We start from the raw sequence: 18,137 nt of genomic DNA, 5'->3' as shown, positions 1-18,137 counted from the left end.
CCCCGCACCGTCTCGGCCGCGCGCGAGTCCACGCGCCCGGGTAGTTCGCCAGGCCACACAACGACTCCTTCCGCCCGAAAAACCCCGGACACCCTAGCCGCTGCGCAGTCCGGTCCACCCACCCTTCCGGCGGATCGGCGTGCACGCGGCGCGCGCGAGGTCTCCACCGCGCACCGCGCGCCGGGAATGCCCGGTCCCGCACGACCGGGTGTTCGCGTCAGCGCCGCCGCAGCAGCGCGATCGCCTCGACGTGATGCGTCATCGGGAAGGCGTCGAAGGCCTCCAGCTCGGCGAGCTCGTAACCCTGCTCGGCGAACAGCGAGACGTCGCGCGCCAGCGCCGCCGGATCGCAGGCCACGTGCACGACCCGGGACGGCTCGCGAGCGGCGATGCCCTCGACGACCTTGCGGCCGGCGCCCTTGCGCGGCGGATCGAGCACCACCACGTCCGGCGCGACCAGTTCGTCGTCGGCCAGCACCGCCTCGACCGTGCCCGCGCGGAACTCCACCTGCGGCTGGTCGCGGAGGTTGGCCAGCGCGTCCTCGACGGCGCGCTTGGAGGACTCCACCATCAGCACCGAACCACCGGGCCCGACCTGCTCGGCCAGCTCGGCGGCGAACAGCCCGACGCCGCCGTAGAGATCCCAGGCGACCGCGCCGGGCTCGGCGGCCGCGAAGCGGGTGACCACCTCGGTGAAGACCTCCGGGGCCGAGCGGTGCACCTGCCAGAAGCCCTGCGCGGCCACGTCGAACCGGCGGCCCCGGACCTCCTCGTGCGCCACGCCGCTGCCGGTAACCTGGCGAGCGACCGGCCGCTGGTTCCGCTTCTGCGGCTTGCGGTCCAGCGCGGTGACGTGCAGTTCCTGCGCGCCGTCCACGGCCACGGTCAGCTCGGCGCCGGGACGCCACCGCCGGTCGGCGACCTCGGAGATCGCGCCCTCGACGGTGATCGGGCAGTCCTCGACCGGGATGACCCGGTGACTGCGGTGCGGGCGGAACCCGGCGTTGCCCTTCTGATCCACCGCCAGCCGCGCGCGGGTGCGCCAGCGCAGCGCCCCGCCCGGCAGTTCGCGCACCGTGACCGGCCAGTCCAGGCCCGCGAGGTGCCGCAGCTGCTCGGTGAGCACCGCGGCCTTGAGCTCGCGCTGGGTCGCCGGGTCGGCGTGCTGGAAGTCGCAGCCGCCGCAGCGGTCCTTGCCCAGCGCGATGTCGGCCAGCGCGCACGGCGGTTCTACCCGCCCCGGCGCCGCCGTGCGGATCTCCACCGCGTCCGCGCGGCAGAACCCGCCACCGGGATCGTCGGTGACCTCGGCGAGCACCACCTCGCCCGGCAACGTGTGCCGGACGAAGATCACCCGCCCCTCGTAGCGCGCCACGCAGTGGCCGCCGTGTGCGACCTGGCCGACCTCGACCTCCAAGCGTCTTCCGGTCCAGTCCGGCTTCTCGGTCACCGTTCTCCTTCTCCGTTGCTGTCGGAGCCGCTCTCGCCCAGACCACGACGCGTGGCACCGGGCACCGACTCGATTCGCTGCTTGCGCTTGACCCGCGTGGAGGACGCCAGCTGCCACGGCACGCTGGTGACCATCACACCCGGCTGGAACAACAGCCTGCTCTTGAGCCGCAGCGCGCTCTGGTTGTGCAGCAGCTGCTCCCACCAGTGCCCCACCACGTACTCCGGGATGAACACCGTGACCACATCTCGGGGCGAGTCCCGCCGGATCCGCTTGACGTACTGCAGCACCGGACGGGTGATCTCCCGGTACGGCGACTCCAGCACCTTCAGCCGAATCGGCAGGTTCAAAGCATCCCATTCCGCGGTCAGCCCGCGGGTGGCGGCGTCGTCGACGTTGACCGTGACGCCTTCGAGCACGTCCGGCCGGGTGGCGCGCGCGTAGGCGATGGCTCGCATGGTCGGCCGGTGCAGCTGCGAGACGAGCACCAGCGCGTGGTTGCGGGAGGGGAGCACGGTGTCCTCCTCGCCCTCGGCCAGTTCCTCGGCGACGCGCACGTAGTGCTTCCGGATCGCGGTCATCAGCACGTAGATCGCGGCCATCGCGGCGATCGCGATCCACGCGCCGTGGGTGAACTTGGTGATCAGCACGACCACCAGCACGCTGGCCGTCATGAACAGGCCGAAGGAGTTGATCGTCTGCGCCCGGCGCATCCGGCGCCGCGCCTGCGGGTCCTCCTCGGTGCGCAGCAGCCGGTTCCAGTGCCGGATCATGCCGCTCTGGCTGAGCACGAACGAGACGAACACGCCCACGATGTAGAGCTGGATCAGCCGGGTCACCTCGGCGTCGAACGCGAAGACCAGCACGATCGCGCCGAAGGCCAGGAAGAGGATGCCGTTGGAGAAGGCCAGCCGGTCACCGCGGGTGTGCAGCTGGCGCGGCAGGAACCGGTCCTGAGCCAGGATCGAGCCCAGCACCGGGAAGCCGTTGAAGGCGGTGTTGGCGGCCAGCACGAGGATCAGGCCGGTGAAGAACACCAGGTACCACACGCCCGGCGGGAATCCGGCGAACACCGCTCCGGCCAACTGCGCGACCAGCGTCTTCTGCTCGTAGCCCTCCGGGGCGCCGATCAGCTGGTGCGCCGGGTCCTCGGCGATCACCGCCCCGGTGATGCGGGCCAGCATCAGCAGGCCCAGGAACATGGTGATCGCCAGGACACCCATCATCGCGAGCGTGTTCGCCGCGTTGCGGGACTTGGGCTTGCGGAACGCGGGCACGCCGTTGGCGATTGCCTCGACACCGGTCAGCGCCGCGCTACCGGACGAGAACGCGCGCAAGACCAGGAAGGCGAACGCAGCCCCGGCCATCTGCTGGTTCTCCTGGGTCAGCTCGAAGCCCGCGCTCTCGGCGCGCAGCTCGTGCCCGAGCACGAAGGTGCGGAAGAAGCCCCAGCCGATCATGCTCAGCACGCCGATGACGAAGGCGTAGGTGGGGATGGCGAAGGTCGTCCCGGATTCGCGGATGCCGCGCAGGTTCATCGCCGTGAGCAGCAGGATGGCCCCGACCGCGAAGAGCACCTTGTGGGTGGCCACGAACGGGATCACCGAACCGATGTTGGCCGCCGCCGAGGAGATCGACACCGCAACCGTCAGGATGTAGTCGACCAGCAGCGCGCTCGCCACCACCAGTCCCCAGCGCGGCCCGTGGTTGACCGTCGCGACCTCGTAGTCCCCGCCACCGGACGGGTAGGCGCGCACGTTCTGCCGGTAGGAGGCGACCACCGCGATCATCACCAGCGCCACCACCAGCCCGATCCACGGGCTGATCGCGAACGCCGAGACCCCGGCCACGGACAGCACCAGGAGGATCTCCTCCGGCGCGTAGGCCACGCTGGACATCGGGTCGGAGGCGAACACCGGCAGCGCGATGCGCTTCGGGAGCAGGGTGTGCGAGAGACGATCGCTGCGGAACGGCTTTCCGACGATCAGTCGTTTGGCCGCGGTTGCGAGCTTGGACACGGCACAGAGCGTAAGTGCTCCGCCGACCCGGGCAGGCAACACGGGCTCGCGAATTGCTCTCAGGTCACATCGGGCGCGGCGGCATCCCCCTGAGAGGTGGTCACCCGGTACGGTTCACCAGCCCGCGAATCACGGGCTTCGAGCGACCCGAAACATCGCCTGTCCAGGTAAGGTTTCCTGCGTCCGGCGAGGTCGCGAGGCAGAGCACAAACCCCGCAGCGAGGAGACGACGTCGTGCACGTGGTGATCATGGGCTGCGGCCGGGTCGGGGCATCCCTGGCCACGGCACTGCAGCGGCTCGATCACACCGTGGCCGTGGTGGACAAGGACCCGCAGGCGTTCCACCGCCTGGACCGGGACTTCCACGGTCAGCAGGTCACTGGCAATGGTTTCGACCAGGAGATCCTGGTTCAGGCCGGCATCGAGCGGGCGAGCGCGTTCGCCGCCGTGTCCAACGGGGACAACTCCAACATCGTCTCCGCGCGGGTCGCGCGCGAGACCTTCGGCGTCGAGCACGTGGTCGCCCGGATCTACGACCCCAAGCGCGCCGAGGTCTACCAGCGGCTCGGGATCCCCACGGTCGCGACCGTGCCGTGGACCACCGACCGTTTCCTGCGCATGCTCCTGCCGGAGGGCATGGCGACCGCTTGGCGCGAGCCCTCGGGCACCGTCGCGGTGCTGCAGCTGCCGCTGCACGAGGGCTGGGTCGGCCGCAAGGTCTCCGAGATCGAATCCGCGACCGGTGCGCGGGTGGCGTTCATCATGCGGTTCGGCAGCGGCGTGCTGCCCACCCACAAGACCGTCGTCCAGGCCGACGACACGGTGTACGTGGCCGCCCTGTCGGGCACCGTCACGGACGTGACCGCCGCGGCCCGTCGCGAACCGGAGGAGACCGAGTAATGCGCATCGCGATCGCGGGTGCCGGCGCGGTCGGGCAATCCATCGCGCGAGAACTGCTCGAGGGCGAGCACGAGGTGCTCCTCGTCGAGCGCAGCGTGGACAACTACCAGCCCAAGACGATCCCCGGCGCGGAGTGGATGCTCGCCGACGCGTGCGAGCTGGCCTCGCTGGAGGAAGCTGGACTGGAGTCCTGCGACGTGGTCATCGCCGCCACCGGCGACGACAAGGTCAACCTCGTGGTCTCGCTGCTGTCCAAGACCGAGTTCGCCGTCCGGCGCGTGGTCGCCCGGGTCAACGACCCGCTCAACGAGTGGCTGTTCACCGAGGCGTGGGGCGTCGACGTGGCGGTGTCCACGCCGCGAATGCTGGCCGCCATGGTCGAGGAGGCGGTCAACGTGGGCGACCTGGTCCGCCTGATGACCCTGCGGCAGGGCCAGGCCAACCTGGTCGAGGTCACCCTCCCGCCGAGCACTCCCCTGGCGGGTCGCCGCGTCCGCGACCTCAAGCTCCCGGCCGACGCGGCCCTGGTGTCCATCCTGCGCGGCGGACGGGTCATCGTCCCGCAGGCCGACGACCCGCTGGAGGCCGGTGACGAGATGCTCTTCGTGGCCACCAGCAACGTCGAGGACGAGATCAGCGCCATCGTCCACGGCCAGACCTGACGCCGAGACCGGCGAGGCTCCCGACGAGAACCGCCCCGAGATCACCTGGTGGTCTCGGGGCGGTCTGCGCTGGGGAAGTCGACCGTCAGGCCGGGGTGGCCTCGGCTTCGGCGGCCTCGGCGACCTTCCGGGCACGGCGGATCGCCCAGACCGTGACCAGCAGCGCCAGCGCGGTCAGCGGATAACCCATGACGATGCGCGCGGCGGCCAGCCAGCCGGTCTCGTCGTGCAGGTAGAAGTACTGCTGGACGACGTACTTCGCGGCGAACACCGCGGTCCAGGCCAGCGTCGCGATGTCGTAACCGGCCATCGCGCGGCGCTGCTTGCGCCAGGACATGCCCAGGCCGTTCAGCGCCGACCACGCCACGCCGACCAACGGCCAGCGGGCCACCACCGAGACCAGGAACACGCCGCCGTAGATCAGGCTGGTCCAGATGCCCAGCAGGAAGAATCCCTTGGTCTCACCGGACCGGTAGGCGATGAACGAGCACACCGCCACACCGATCACGCCGGAGATCGCGGGCTGCAGCGGTTCCTTGCGGATCATCCGGAACACCGCGATCGCCACGGCGACACCGATCGCCGCCCAGATGGCGGGCATCAACGAGGTGAAGGAACTGATCACCACGAAGACGACGATGGGCACGGCCGAGTAGGCCAGGCCGCTGATACCGCCCATCTGTTCCAGCATGGTCTGCTCGGACATCGCCGGCTTGGCAGACCGGTCGGCGGCATCGTCGCGGGCATTGAGCCCGGAGGCCGCGGCATCTTTTTCGCTCATGCGACGTTTTGCAGCTCGTAGTAGGGGTTGTAGAGCACCTTGCGCCCATCTCGATCGGCAATTCGGCCACGTGCCTTGAGGACGCGGCCGGGTTCGATCCCCGCGATGCGGCGTCGTCCGAACCACACCAGCGTCACGCCGTCGGTGCCGTCGTAGAGCTCGGCCTCGAGGGTCGGCGCCGAGTTCTTCGGGCAGAAGCCGACGCTGCGCACCCTGCCCAGCACCACGGCCTCCTGCCCGCACCTGCACTCGCTGGCGCGCTGGGCGCCACCCGCCTGCGACCGCTCGGAGAGATCGTCGGCATCCAGCTCGGCAACATCGCTGGTCAGGCTTCGCACGAGGCGACGCCAGTAACCGCCTCCGGTCTTGCTCATCTAGCGCTCCCGTGCGCTTCGGGGCTGGCCTCGGCAGCCCGTGCACTTCCCAGCGTAACCGCCCGCCGCGCCTTGAGTCCCGGGCCCGACGGGATTGCGCGACACTCCGCATTTCCGGCGTGGGCCGTGCTCGGGGACCGCTGCACCCGGCGGTGCGGGCAGCAGAACCCGAGCAGCTCCGCCCCGCGTTCCCGAGCAGCTCTGGACCACCGCACAAAATCCCCCGATCGGACCCACTCGACCGGGGGCGCTACCTACGATTTCCGGTGTCAGAACTGGCCGTTGGCGGCTTGGCCGTTCGCGGCCGGCCCGCCTGCGGACTGCCCCTGCCCCTGCGCCTGCCCCGGCTCCTGCTCCTGCTCCTGGGCCTGCTGAATGTGCCGCAGGATGGATTCCGGGAGCTCGATGGGAAGCGGGGTGCGCACCGGCATCGGCTCCTCGCCGCGGACCACGACCGCGTCCGAGACGACGTCGTAGAGCAGCTTGGCGCACTCCTGGGCGGATTCCGGCGGACCGGCTGCCACCCCGCGCAGCAGCCAGCGCGGACCGTCGACGCCGACGAACCGCAGCGCGGCCTTCTGCGAGTCGCCGACCAGTTCCGGACCCCAGTAGCCCTGCTCGGTGCGCACGCTCGCGCCGTCCCGGCGCAGCTGCTCGGCGAGCTCCGAGCTGACCTCGCCCCAGAGCCCCTTGCTGCGCGGCGCGGCGAACGCGCTGATCGTCAACCGGCCGACCGAGGTGACCAGGTGCACCGCGCGCACCGGCCCGGACGGGTCGACCTCGACCTGCAGCTGACCGCCCTCGGGCACCGGCACGCGCACCGACCCGAGATCGAGTCGTTCGAGTCCGTCGTCGGGCGCCTCGCTCTCGTCGAACGGGCCGTACTCCGGCACCTGCTGGTCGGGAAGGGCGTCCTCGGTAACGAGCTCATCGTTGCTGGACCTCCCCCGACGCCGTTTGAACATCCCCTCAGACCTCCGTCCTGTGAGCGGTCTCGGAACCCGAGCCCGCCAGCACCTGATGACCACCGGTGGAGCCGTGCCCACCGGCCCCGCGCTGCGACTCCGGCAGCTCGGCGACCTCCTGGAACACCGCGTGCTCGACCTTCTGGACGACGAGCTGGGCGATCCGGTCACCGCGCCGCAACGACACCGGTTGCACCCGATCATGATTGATCAGACAGACCTTGATCTCACCCCGGTACCCGGAATCCACCGTCCCCGGGGCGTTCACGATGCTCAACCCGGTCTTGGCGGCCAGGCCGGACCGCGGGTGCACGAATCCGGCGTACCCCTCGGGCAGGGCCACGGCGATACCGGTACCTACCAGGGTGCGCTCACCGGGCTGGAGGGTCACGTCGGTGGTGGTCACGAGGTCCGCGCCCGCGTCGCCGGGTTTGGCGTACCGGGGAGGCTGGATCTCGGGGTCGAGTCTGGTTAGCAGGACCTGCACGTTGGACACGGGCGGCGAGACTACCCTGAAGACGTGTCGGAGAGCGTGGAAGCGGCCAGCAACGGCGAGGACACCCCCGGTCAGGCGATGCCGAAGGGGGCTGCGGAGTACCGCGAGCGGCTGTACGCGTCCTGGTGGACGTGGCCCCTGCCGCTGATCGCGGCCGTGCTGCTGGCCGCCGAGGTGCACATGGGCTACCCGGGGGTGCGGGCGTGGCTGCCTTATGCGGTGCTGGTACCGCTGGCGATCGCCGTGCCGTTGTTGCTCGGGCGCACCAAGATCGAGGTGACCGGCGGCGAGCTGTGGGTCGGTGATGCCCATCTACCGCTGCGCTTCGTCGAGGACGCCGAGGTCATCGCCAGGCACGAGCACCGCCGCGCGCTGGGCCCGGACCTGGATCCGGCGGCGTTCATGGTGCACCGCTCGTGGGTGCGCACCTCGGTGCGGGTCTGGCTGGACGACCCCGACGACCCGACGCCGTACTGGGTGGTCAGCACCCGGCACCCGGAAAAGCTCCGCCGAGCCCTGCTCGGCGGCTGAGACCCGGCCCTCCGGCCGGGTGCGGACGGACTCGACCGGCCGGTCGAGTCCGGCGCGCGACCGGTCGTTCCGCGCGGGCTCGCAGCCGGCGAGTCGGCCATCGCGACGCGACGCGACTGCCCGCTCCCGGACTCCGACGAGGCCCGGGATCCCGCGTCCGCCCGCAACGCGTTCGCCGTGATAACCGCCGGAAAACAACTGGGCACACGCCCGTCGCGTGTGCCCAGCCACTTCCTCCGCCTGCTCGGTCAGGCAGCGCAGTCACGGCAGATGAACTGACCGTTCTTCGTCTCGTCGGCCAGCCGGCTGCGGTGATGAACGAGGAAGCAGCTCGAGCAGGTGAACTCGTCAGCCTGCTTCGGGAGCACTTTGACGGTCATCTCCTCGCCGGACAGGTCAGCGCCCTTCCGTTCGAAATTCTCCGGAATCGCACCCTCGCCCTCGTCGACGACTCCGGATTGCGCATCGTTGCGCCGTGCTTTCAGCTCCTCCAACGAGTCCTCCGCCAAGTCATCGGACTCGCGCCGCGGAGCGTCGTAGTCGGTCGCCATCGTGATTCACCCCTGCGTTAGTGGAGACTGCAATAGGTGTGCCGCTGGTCAACGTTCCAGAAGCCGGATTTGTGCCCGATCGAGCAGTGATCGCGGTCTCCTCCTGCAACGTGCTTTAGTTCCCCCGTTATGAGCGACTCGCCTCATCCGGCACTCCGTGAGGCGCCGAGAGGGTAGCTCATAACAACTGCGAAGATGCATCAGGTCACCCTTAGGTGTGGTATCGCACGCATTCGGGGGGACGGGAAGATCAATCCTCGAGGCGTGCGCGCACCCCCGAACGGGTGCCTCCGAGCTGCGGTTGCCCGACGAAAAACGACATGATGCCATGCCTGAGCACCAGCGCGTCGCACATCGATTCAGCCGAAATCCGCGACTTGTCGTACGACACGGCTGAACCGGCCGACACCGCGCGCCGAACGATCAACACCTAGGCTGATCGTGTGCGGACGCGCACGCGATCGAGGCACATCCAGGGAGGGGCGGGACGTGGCAGCCGCAGGTGCGAATCGGGGACGGCGAGCCGGATACCGCCGGCGTCGGCCGGTCCCCGCCCTGGCCGTTCTCGTCGGACTGGTGGTCCTCTCCGGCCTGTTGTGGACCAACGTCTTCGATTCGGTCCCGAGCCTGGAGGCCGCGACCACCTGCAACCCGCCGAGCCCGGCGACGGCGCCGCCGGAGAAGTCCGGCAAGCCCGAGCAGGCCCCGCTGGGCACGATGAAGAAGCGCGACGCGTTGGACTCTGTCACCCCGATCCCGCCGGAGGACGTGCACGTCCGCGTGCTCAACGGCAACGGCGAGAGCCGGCAGGCCACGCTGGTCGGCGATGAGCTCGAGAGCCTCGGCTTCACGCCCACGGGCGCGGACAACGACTCCGTCTACGTCAACTACGACCTCAAGTGCCACGGCCAGATCCGCTACGGGGGCGCCGGGGTGAGCGCGGCCCGGACGCTGAGCCTGATCGCGCCCTGCGCGCAGCTGGTCCGGGACGACCGGCCGGACGCCGGGGTGGACTTCGCGCTGGGTTCGGAGTTCGACGACATCAAGACCACGCAGGAGGCCAAGGAGGTCCTGCAGCAGCTGGAGAGCTGGGTCCCGCAGCGCGACGCCGAGGGCGGCGGCAACGGCGAGGTCACCCCGCCGAAGATCAGCAAGGAACTGCTCGAGAAGGCTCGCGACGTGCACTGCTGAGACGCGGCGGCCCGGGTCCGGTGAGCCGGGCCGCCACCCTCGCTCAGACGCTGCCCGCGTCGACCTCGCGCAACGCGTCCGCCATCCGCTCGGTGATGCCCGGCGCGGAGCACACGACCATCTCGTCGCCGAGCCCGTCGGCCGCGTCCTTGACCGGCAGCCTCAGGTTCGCGCCCGCCTCGGTGGCGACGAGCGCACCCGCGGCCCAGTCCCAGCGGTGCAGGCCGACCTCGTAGGTCGCGTCCAGCCAGCCCGCGGCCACCGCGCACAGATCCAGCGAAGCGGCGCCGGCGCGACGAATGTCACGAACCTTGCCGAGCATGTCGCCGACCACGCGCGCCTGCGCGGTCCGACGCCGCACCGAGTAGGAGAACCCGGTACCGACCAGGGACAGCTCCAGCCGCTCGGTGGCGGACACGCGCAGCCGTTGGCCGTCCAGGAACGCTCCGCACCCCTTCGCCGCGCTCCACACCCGCCCGGAGACGGGCTCCACGACCGCTCCGGCGACCGACTCGCCGTCGACCTGGGCGGCCAGCGAGACCGAGTAGAACGGGAAGCCGTAGAGGTAGTTCACCGTGCCGTCGATCGGGTCGACCACCCAGCGCAGGCCGTCCAGGGCGGCCTCACCGCCCTCCTCCTCGCCGAGCACCGACTCGCCGGGGCGAAGCTCGGCCAGTCGATCGCGCACCAGGCGCTCGACCGCCTTGTCGCCGGCCGTCACGACATCGGTCTCGCTGCTCTTCGTATCAACACCGTCGGTGACCGCCTCATCACGCACGGACTTCGCCAAATCGGCGGCCTCGCGGGCAATCTGGACGGCGACCTCGGACAAAGCTGTTGCGTCGACTTCATTTGCCAATCCCACGCAGACATCGCAACACAGCCCGGTTAAGGTCTGCACACCTTGGTCTGAATCGAATAGGAAGGATCAGCCATGGCGACAGCCCGCGGTTTCGGCGTGGATATCGGCGGGTCCGGTATCAAGGGCAGCGTGGTCGACACCGATGGCGGTGTGCTGACCGAGGAGCGCATGCGGATCCCGACGCCGCAACCATCGACACCGGACGCCGTGGCGGATGCGGTGACCGAGATCGTCGAGAAGTTCGCGTGGACCGGACCGGTCGGCATCACACTGCCGTCGGTCATCAAGGACGGCAAATCGCTCACCGCCGCCAACATCGACAAGGGCTGGATCGGCACGGACGCCCAGTCGCTGTTCGCCGAACGGCTCGGCCGCCCCCGCGACGAGGTCGTCGTGCTCAACGACGCCGACGCGGCGGGCATCGCCGAGATGCGCTCCGGCGCGGGCGTGGGCCATTCCGGCCAGGTAGTGGTGCTCACCTTCGGCACCGGGATCGGCAGCGCGATGTTCATCGACGGCAAGCTCGTGTCCAACACCGAGTTCGGCCACATCGAGGTCGACGGCCACGACGCCGAGACCCAGGCCGCTGCATCGGTCAAGGACGACCTGGAGCTGAGCTACGAGGACTGGGCTCCCCGGGTGACCCGCTACGTCCAGGCGCTGGAGAACTTCCTGTGGCCGGACCTGATCATCGCGGGCGGCGGGGTCAGCAAGAAGGGTCACAAGTGGATTCCGCTGCTGGAAACGCGCAGTCCGATCGTGGCCGCCGCGCTGCGCAACGACGCCGGCATCGTTGGCGCCGCGATGGCCGCCGAGACCAGGGGAAACAACTGACCTCGCGACCGCGTAGCACACGCCGGGACGCGCGGAATCCGCCTCGCAGCGGAACCGCATCCCCGCATCGCGGTTACAATGGAACACGCCCCACTTGATCCGAAGTCATTATGGCTGGTGAGTGCAGGTGTATCGCCCGAGATGCAACATCGACGGCGAACATCGGCGCTCGCTCGGGAAGTCGCCGAAACATGCGATCGGCGATGCCGGTTCCGCCGGGCCCCCGGATCGGGTGGGTTGTTCCCCGACCTTTGGCGGCCGAGGTTTCGCGCCCTCCGGCCAGCCCTGATCGACCGTCGCGAAAGGGCGTACGTGGCAGCCGCAGAAACCGCAACCCGACGCTCCAGCTCCGCCGCAACCGACGGTGGCGCCCAGACCGAGTCGGGCCAGTCCCAGGCCACCCCAGCTTCGGAGGCGGCTGCTTCGTCTGAGGATCAGGCGAAGCCCGCTACGCGCAATAGCACCGCCAAGAGCTCGACGGGTGCGAAGTCGACGACCCGAAAGACCGCAGCCAAGTCCGGTGCGGCCAAGAAGGGCACCGCCAAGTCCTCGGCGAAGAAGTCGGCCCAGTCGACTTCCGAGTCCGCCGAGGCCGGCGAGGGCATGGAGATAGACGAACCGATCGAGACCGATCTGACCTCCCCGGAGGTCGGCGATCTCGGCGACGTCGAGGTGGAGATCCCAGAAGAGCCGGTTCCGGACGAGTCCGACAAGCAGTCGGGCGACTTCGTCTGGGACGAGGAGGAGTCCGAGGCGCTCCGGCAGGCGCGCAAGGACGCCGAGCTGACCGCTTCCGCGGACTCGGTGCGCGCCTACCTCAAGCAGATCGGCAAGGTCGCGCTGCTCAACGCCGAGGAGGAGGTCGAACTCGCCAAGCGCATCGAGGCCGGCCTCTACGGCACCGAGCGGCTGCGCCAGGTCGAGGAGTCCGGCGAGCAGCTCACCACGCAGATGCGGCGCGACCTGCGCTGGGTCGTGCGGGACGGTGAGCGGGCCAAGAACCACCTGCTGGAGGCCAACCTCCGCCTGGTGGTCAGCCTCGCCAAGCGCTACACCGGCCGCGGCATGGCGTTCCTGGACCTGATCCAGGAGGGCAACCTCGGTCTGATCCGCGCGGTCGAGAAGTTCGACTACACCAAGGGCTACAAGTTCTCCACCTACGCGACCTGGTGGATCCGGCAGGCCATCACGCGTGCGATGGCCGACCAGGCGCGCACCATCCGCATCCCGGTCCACATGGTTGAGGTCATCAACAAGCTCGGGCGCATCCAGCGCGAGCTGTTGCAGGACCTCGGTCGCGAGCCCACGCCGGAAGAGCTCGCGAAGGAAATGGACATCACCCCGGAGAAGGTGCTGGAGATCCAGCAGTACGCCCGGGAGCCCATTTCGCTGGACCAGACGATCGGTGACGAGGGCGACAGCCAGCTCGGCGACTTCATCGAGGACTCGGAGGCCGTCGTCGCGGTCGACGCCGTGTCCTTCACGCTGCTGCAGGACCAGCTGCAGTCGGTCCTGCAGACGCTGTCCGAGCGCGAGGCGGGCGTGGTCCGGCTGCGCTTCGGCCTCACCGACGGCCAGCCGCGCACGCTGGACGAGATCGGCCAGGTTTACGGGGTCACCCGCGAACGCATCCGGCAGATCGAGTCCAAGACCATGTCGAAGCTGCGCCACCCGTCCCGCTCCCAGGTCCTGCGCGACTACCTGGACTGAGCGATGACACCCGGGAGGGGCCGCCGACCAACCGTGGTCGGCGGCCCTTTTCGCGGCGTGCTCGCGATTCCGCTGCCGGCGTTCGGCCCTCGCCCCCGGCCGCGACCCCCGCGCGAGACCCGGCGATTTGTCCGAATTGCCGTCCGATGACTGGGATCCGCCGTTCGCTTCCAGCGGAAACCAGCGTGGTCGAAAGGGCCGGAAATTGTGATCCAGGCCACCAAAACGGTGATTCCGGCGCCGGTTCGACTTCCAGGCCAGGCCGGCCCGAACCGACGTTTTGGCTTGTCACAGCGTTTCTCCCCGAGATGATCACCCTCCGCGCAGGGCGCTGCTGCAACCGGGTACTTCATGGTGACCGGGCTCTCCGGGCCGAACAGGAACACTGACTCCAGCCAAAACGTCTGGAAGAGTGGAGCCAACGAGCACCGACCCTGCAGCCAGTGGGACACCGGTGGTCGTAGCAGGATCGAGGGCGTCGGGATGAAATCCGACGCCGGGACGGAGGGAGATATCGATGCCGGGAACGCTCACCCGCCCCGAGCTGACCGCCGCCGACCGCTGCGACCGCTGCGGGGCCGCTGCTAAGGCTCGTGCCGTACTGCAGTCCGGCGGCGAGCTGCTGTTCTGCGGGCACCACGCCCGCGCCTACGAGGCCGGTCTGCGCGACGTGCAGGCCGACGTCCAGCAAGACGAGCAGTGACAGCCTGAGATCAGCTGAACGGCAGTGCCCCCGCAGCGCGTTGCTGCGGGGGCACTGCTGCGTCCGGGATCAGTCGGCCAGCTCGGCCAGCGCGTCCAGCAGCCGCGTCACGTCCTCGGCGCTGGAGTAGTGCGACAGGCTCGCGCGCACCCCGCCCTCCGGGCCGACGCCGAGGGCGTGCACGGCCTCCCAGGCGTAGGAGTGGCCCGCGGAGACGTTGAGCCCGCGTTCGGCCAGCGCCGCGGCGACGGCCTTCGGGGCCTTGCCGCGCACGTTGAAGAACGCGGTCGGCGTGCAGGCCCCCTGCGGGGCGCCGTGGCGGGTCACGCCGTCCAGGTCCGCCAGCCCTTCGAACAGCTGCGTCGCCAGCTGCTCCTCGTGCGCCAGCACGGCCTTGCGCGAAACCGCCAGCCGCTCGGCGCGCGTCCCCGTGGCATCGGTGTCCAGGCCCGCCAGGTGCTCCACAGCGGCCACCACTCCGGCCAGCTGGGCGAAGGGGTTGGTGCCGCGCTCGAAGCGCTCCGGCGAGCTCTCCGGCGCCGGAACGAGCTTGTCCGGGTGCAGGTTCTCCAACGTCCACGGATCGCCCGCGACGACCGCCGCCAGGTGCGGTCCCGCCCACTTGTAGGAGCTGGTGGCGTAGAAGTCCGCGCCGATGTCGGCCAGGCGGACGTGGTCGTGCGGGCAGTGCTGCACGCCGTCGACGAAGGAGACCGCACCGACCTCGCGCGCCCGGTCCGTGATCGGCTTGAGGTCGGGCATGGTGCCCACCAGGTTCGACGCCGCGGTCACCGCGACCACCTTGGTGCGCTCCCCGATCAGCTCGAGCACGTTGCCGACCGGGAGCTCGCCGGTCTCCGGGTCGAGCTCGGCGGTGCGCACGGCCGCGCCCGCCCGCTGCGCGTGCTGCACCCACGGCCGCACGTTCGCGTCGTGGTCGAGCTGCGTCACGACCACCTCGTCACCCGGGTTCCAGCCCGCGGAGAGGGTCGCCGCGAAGCGGTAGGTCAGCGCGGTCATGGTCGGCCCGAAGGTCACCGAGGCCGGATCCGACGCGCCGACCAGATCGGCGATCGCCGAACGCGCCTCGGCCACGATCCCGGCGGAGCGCTCGCTCGACTCGAACGGCCCGCCCACGTTCGACAGGCCGGCCCGATAGGCATCGCTGATCGCCTCGATCACCGGTTCGGGCACCTGCGTGCCCGCCGCGCCGTCCAACCAAGCCCTGCCGTCCGCGAGCGCCGGGTACAGCGCGCGGACCTTCTCCACGTCGAATCCCATACGCGCACCCTAGGAGACCGACGCCCGGCAAATGATCACCGGGAGAGCCACCTCAACAGTTCTACCTGGAACTGTCCGGACATTCCGGGCGCGGAGCCCTCGCAGTTTTAGGCAAAACTGTCACCGGTGAGGAGTCGGGTCAGGACTCGGCGGGTTCGGGTTCGGGTGCGGGTTCGGGGGCCGCGAAGGCCTCCTCGGTGGCGTCGCGGACGAGTTCGCTGATGCGCGGGCCGTAGGCGTGCGACTCGACGACCTTCAGCACCAGGCAGAAGCGGCCGCGCAGCCCGTGCGCGCGGGTCAGCTCGCGCTGGTGCTCCTGCAGGTAGCGGACCGCGGCGCGGTTGGAGATCGAGGACTGGCCGCTGATCAGGAACACCGGCCGCTCCTGCTCCCGGCGGACCAGCTTGGCCAGCACCACGTACTCCACCCGTCCGGTCTCGGCCGGGTAGTCCTCGCCGCCGACGGTGATGGTCAGCTCATCCGGCTGGTCCTCGAACCCGGCCACCCGCACCCTCGGCAGGAACGCCCGTAGGTGCGCCTCGGAACGCCGGTTGGCGTCCGGCCCGCCGATGCAGAACTCGGCCTTGTCGGCCATCCCCTGGTAGACGTCGTCGTGGAAGACCACCTCGGGCCGGGCCCGGCAGTCCCCCAGCACCGGGGACAGTTCCAGCAGCGCCGCCGCGTCGTTGCGGTGCACGCTGCGCAGCCGGTCCGACGAGGCGTGCCGGGGAACCACCACCAGGCACTCGTCACCACCGCCGAGCCCGAAGAAGGTCTGCTTGCGCCGCAGCCGTCGCCGCGCCAGCGCCTTTCCCGCGAGCCAGACCGCCGAACCGGTGATCACGCTGGCGATGATGTTCATCGCGATGTCCCACGCGTTGCTCACGACACCCGCCCAAGATCGGTTGCGTCCCGGACGAAGGCTAGCGAGGACGCCGCCGAGTCATACCCCTTTTCAGCGGATCACCAGGAGCGCAACGTGGCGATGCGCTCCTCGAGCTGTTCGACGGTGGCCATGGCGGTCGGTGGACCGCCGCAGGTCTTCTGCAGCTCGTTGTAGATCTTGCCGTGCGGCTTGCGAGTGCGGTGGTGGTGCAGTGACACGAGCGTGTTGAGCTCCTTGCGCAGCTTCTGCAGATGTTCCTGCACGCTCTGCGGCTTGGCGCGCTGCTCGGTCTGCTCGGCCGCCTTCGCGGCCTTGGCGTCGGCCTCGCGCTTGCCCACGTCCTCCAGCTGCTGCTCCTGGCGCTGCTTGAGCAGCGCGCGCACCTGGTCGGGTTCGAGCAGACCGGGCAGGCCCAGGTAGTCCTGCTCCTCCTCGCTGGTGCTGAACGCGGCGGTGCCGAACGACGAGCCGTCGTAGATGACCTGGTCCAGCTCGGCCTCGGCGCCCAGGGAGGTGTAGGTCTTCTCCTCCTCGCCCGGCTCGTCGCGCTGGGCGTTGGCCTCGGCCAGCAGCTCGTCGTCCCAGCCGTCCTTCTCCCGGTGCGGTTTGCCCAGCACGTGGTCGCGCTGCTGCTCCAGCTGGCTGGCCAGTTCCAGCAGCACCGGCACGCTGGGCAGGAAGATGCTGGCGGTCTCGCCCTTGCGCCGGGCACGCACGAAGCGCCCGATGGCCTGGGCGAAGAACAGCGGCGTCGAGGCGCTCGTGGCGTACACGCCGACGGCCAGGCGCGGCACGTCGACGCCCTCGGAGACCATCCGGACCGCGATCATCCACCGGTCGTCGGACTCGGCGAACTCGGCGATCCGGCCGGAGGCCTGCGGGTCGTCGGAGAGCACCACCACCGGCTCCGTACCGGTGATGCGCTGCAGGGTCTTCGCGTAGGCCTTGGCCGTCTTGTGGTCGGAGGCGATCACCAGCCCACCGGCGTCGGGCATGCCGCCCTTGCGCAGCTGCGCCAGCCGCGTGTCGGCGGCCTGCAGCACCGACGGGATCCACTCCCCCGACGGGTCCAGCGCGGTGCGCCAGGCCCGCGCGGTCTGCTCGGCGGTCAGCGGTTCGCCGAGGCGGGCGCTGAACTCGTCACCGGCGTTGGTGCGCCAGCGGGCCTCGCCGGAGTAGGCCAGGAACACCACGGGCCGCACGACGCCGTCCTGCAAGGCGTCCGAGTAGCTGTAGGAGTGGTCGGCGCGGCTGCGCAGCGAACCGTCGGCATCGGGTTCGTAGCCGATGAACGGGATCGGCGAGTCGTCGCTGCGGAACGGCGTACCGGTCAGCGACAACCGCCGCACGGCCGGGGTGAAGGCCTCGCGGATGGCATCGCCCCAGGACTTGGCATCGCCTGCGTGGTGCACCTCGTCCAGGATCACCAGCGTCTTGCGCCGCTCGGTGCGCACCCGGTGCAGCTGCTCGTGCGCGGCGACCTGCGCGTAGGTGACCGCCACGCCCACGTAGTCGCTGGAGGTCACGCCTTCGCTGTTGGTGAAGTTGGAGTTCAGCGGGATGCCCGCGCCCGCCGCGGCCGCGGCCCACTGGTGCTTGAGGTGCTCGGTCGGCGCCACCACGGTGACCGCCTCGACGGTGCGGTCGGCCAGCAGTTCGGCGGCGACCCGCAGCCCGAAGGTCGTCTTACCGGCACCGGGCGTCGCCACCGCCAGGAAGTCCTGCGGCTTGCTCGCCAGGTACTTGGTCAGCGCTCGACGCTGCCAGTTGCGCAGTGGACGAGCGGACGCCTGCGCGGGGTCGCTGAGCACGGATCGGACGGAATAGTCGAGTTGCGCTTCGGACACGCCGGCTCGCCGCTCCTTCCCTTGTCTCCCCAAACCGGAATGGCGCGGGCACACCCATGAGCCCCGCGGCCCGGCCACGCTCCCCCAGCGCGAGT

Annotated in this window: 19 protein-coding genes; 7 read left to right on the top strand and 12 right to left on the bottom strand. The window is 70.0% G+C overall.

Annotated elements, in window-relative coordinates:
- Window positions 1-217: 217 nt before the first annotated feature.
- Window positions 218-1,450, bottom strand: coding sequence for a class I SAM-dependent RNA methyltransferase (locus ABD289_RS08365; protein WP_344128452.1), 1,233 nt, complete (start codon window positions 1,448-1,450; stop codon window positions 218-220).
- The gene (locus tag ABD289_RS08360) at window positions 1,447-3,468 is read right to left on the bottom strand and encodes an APC family permease (protein WP_344128450.1); all 2,022 of its coding nucleotides are present in this window, start codon (window positions 3,466-3,468) and stop codon (window positions 1,447-1,449) included. The genes ABD289_RS08365 and ABD289_RS08360 overlap by 4 nt, the downstream gene beginning before the upstream one ends.
- 234 nt (window positions 3,469-3,702) lie before the next feature.
- Between ABD289_RS08360 and ABD289_RS08355 the strand changes: the two genes are divergently transcribed.
- Complete coding sequence (locus ABD289_RS08355; protein WP_344128448.1) at window positions 3,703-4,368, top strand: potassium channel family protein; 666 nt, start codon at window positions 3,703-3,705, stop codon at window positions 4,366-4,368.
- Entirely contained in the window at window positions 4,368-5,030 is a 663-nt protein-coding gene (locus ABD289_RS08350; protein ID WP_344128446.1) for a potassium channel family protein, read from the top strand. The genes ABD289_RS08355 and ABD289_RS08350 overlap by 1 nt, the downstream gene beginning before the upstream one ends.
- Window positions 5,031-5,115: 85 nt before the next feature.
- Here the strand turns inward: ABD289_RS08350 and ABD289_RS08345 are convergent, their stop codons facing one another.
- The 4 genes from ABD289_RS08345 to dut form a co-directional block, all read right to left on the bottom strand.
- Window positions 5,116-5,811, bottom strand: coding sequence for a DUF3159 domain-containing protein (locus ABD289_RS08345; RefSeq protein WP_344128444.1), 696 nt, complete (start codon window positions 5,809-5,811; stop codon window positions 5,116-5,118).
- Window positions 5,808-6,185 (bottom strand): OB-fold nucleic acid binding domain-containing protein, encoded by a 378-nt coding sequence (locus ABD289_RS08340; protein WP_344128442.1) that lies wholly within the window; start codon window positions 6,183-6,185, stop codon window positions 5,808-5,810. The genes ABD289_RS08345 and ABD289_RS08340 overlap by 4 nt, the downstream gene beginning before the upstream one ends.
- Window positions 6,186-6,454: 269 nt before the next feature.
- The gene (locus ABD289_RS08335; RefSeq protein WP_344128440.1) at window positions 6,455-7,150 is read right to left on the bottom strand and encodes a DUF3710 domain-containing protein; all 696 of its coding nucleotides are present in this window, start codon (window positions 7,148-7,150) and stop codon (window positions 6,455-6,457) included.
- Between the two features lie 4 nt (window positions 7,151-7,154).
- Entirely contained in the window at window positions 7,155-7,646 is a 492-nt protein-coding gene (gene dut / locus ABD289_RS08330) for a dUTP diphosphatase (protein WP_344128438.1), read from the bottom strand.
- Between the two features lie 24 nt (window positions 7,647-7,670).
- Between dut and ABD289_RS08325 the strand changes: the two genes are divergently transcribed.
- Complete coding sequence (locus ABD289_RS08325; RefSeq protein WP_344128436.1) at window positions 7,671-8,177, top strand: DUF3093 domain-containing protein; 507 nt, start codon at window positions 7,671-7,673, stop codon at window positions 8,175-8,177.
- 248 nt (window positions 8,178-8,425) lie between these two features.
- Here the strand turns inward: ABD289_RS08325 and ABD289_RS08320 are convergent, their stop codons facing one another.
- Window positions 8,426-8,728 (bottom strand): DUF4193 domain-containing protein, encoded by a 303-nt coding sequence (locus ABD289_RS08320; RefSeq protein ID WP_344128434.1) that lies wholly within the window; start codon window positions 8,726-8,728, stop codon window positions 8,426-8,428.
- Between the two features lie 250 nt (window positions 8,729-8,978).
- The gene (locus ABD289_RS08315) at window positions 8,979-9,158 is read right to left on the bottom strand and encodes a hypothetical protein (protein WP_344128432.1); all 180 of its coding nucleotides are present in this window, start codon (window positions 9,156-9,158) and stop codon (window positions 8,979-8,981) included.
- Between the two features lie 59 nt (window positions 9,159-9,217).
- Here ABD289_RS08315 and cei point away from each other — a divergent pair, with 59 nt between their 5' ends.
- Window positions 9,218-9,919, top strand: coding sequence for an envelope integrity protein Cei (gene cei, locus ABD289_RS08310; RefSeq protein WP_344128430.1), 702 nt, complete (start codon window positions 9,218-9,220; stop codon window positions 9,917-9,919).
- A 43-nt stretch (window positions 9,920-9,962) separates the two neighbouring features.
- On the opposite strand, the gene ABD289_RS08305 is transcribed toward cei, so the two are convergent.
- Complete coding sequence (locus ABD289_RS08305; RefSeq protein ID WP_344128428.1) at window positions 9,963-10,751, bottom strand: inositol monophosphatase family protein; 789 nt, start codon at window positions 10,749-10,751, stop codon at window positions 9,963-9,965.
- Window positions 10,752-10,853: 102 nt separating this feature from the next.
- On the opposite strand from ABD289_RS08305, the gene ppgK reads away from it, so the two are divergent.
- The 3 genes from ppgK (at window position 10,854) to ABD289_RS08290 (ending at window position 14,028) form a co-directional block, all read left to right on the top strand.
- Entirely contained in the window at window positions 10,854-11,615 is a 762-nt protein-coding gene (ppgK, locus tag ABD289_RS08300) for a polyphosphate--glucose phosphotransferase (protein ID WP_344128426.1), read from the top strand.
- A 312-nt stretch (window positions 11,616-11,927) separates the two neighbouring features.
- Entirely contained in the window at window positions 11,928-13,325 is a 1,398-nt protein-coding gene (locus ABD289_RS08295) for an RNA polymerase sigma factor (RefSeq protein WP_425564617.1), read from the top strand.
- Between the two features lie 517 nt (window positions 13,326-13,842).
- Window positions 13,843-14,028 (top strand): DUF7455 domain-containing protein, encoded by a 186-nt coding sequence (locus ABD289_RS08290; protein ID WP_344128424.1) that lies wholly within the window; start codon window positions 13,843-13,845, stop codon window positions 14,026-14,028.
- 69 nt (window positions 14,029-14,097) lie between these two features.
- Here the strand turns inward: ABD289_RS08290 and ABD289_RS08285 are convergent, their stop codons facing one another.
- From ABD289_RS08285 to ABD289_RS08275, 3 genes are all read right to left on the bottom strand, one after another.
- Complete coding sequence (locus tag ABD289_RS08285) at window positions 14,098-15,309, bottom strand: cysteine desulfurase-like protein (RefSeq protein ID WP_344128422.1); 1,212 nt, start codon at window positions 15,307-15,309, stop codon at window positions 14,098-14,100.
- 139 nt (window positions 15,310-15,448) lie between these two features.
- The gene (locus tag ABD289_RS08280) at window positions 15,449-16,195 is read right to left on the bottom strand and encodes a hypothetical protein (protein ID WP_344128420.1); all 747 of its coding nucleotides are present in this window, start codon (window positions 16,193-16,195) and stop codon (window positions 15,449-15,451) included.
- Between the two features lie 77 nt (window positions 16,196-16,272).
- Window positions 16,273-18,042: a DEAD/DEAH box helicase gene (locus ABD289_RS08275; RefSeq protein WP_344128418.1), complete on the bottom strand. Its 1,770-nt coding sequence runs from the start codon at window positions 18,040-18,042 to the stop codon at window positions 16,273-16,275.
- Between the last annotated feature and the right edge of the window lie 95 nt (window positions 18,043-18,137).

This window comes from Saccharopolyspora halophila (assembly GCF_039531955.1).
Lineage (GTDB): Bacteria > Actinomycetota > Actinomycetes > Mycobacteriales > Pseudonocardiaceae > Saccharopolyspora > Saccharopolyspora halophila.
The sequence above is the reverse complement of the archived record's forward strand: the minus strand, read 5'-3'. Positions and strand labels throughout refer to the sequence as shown.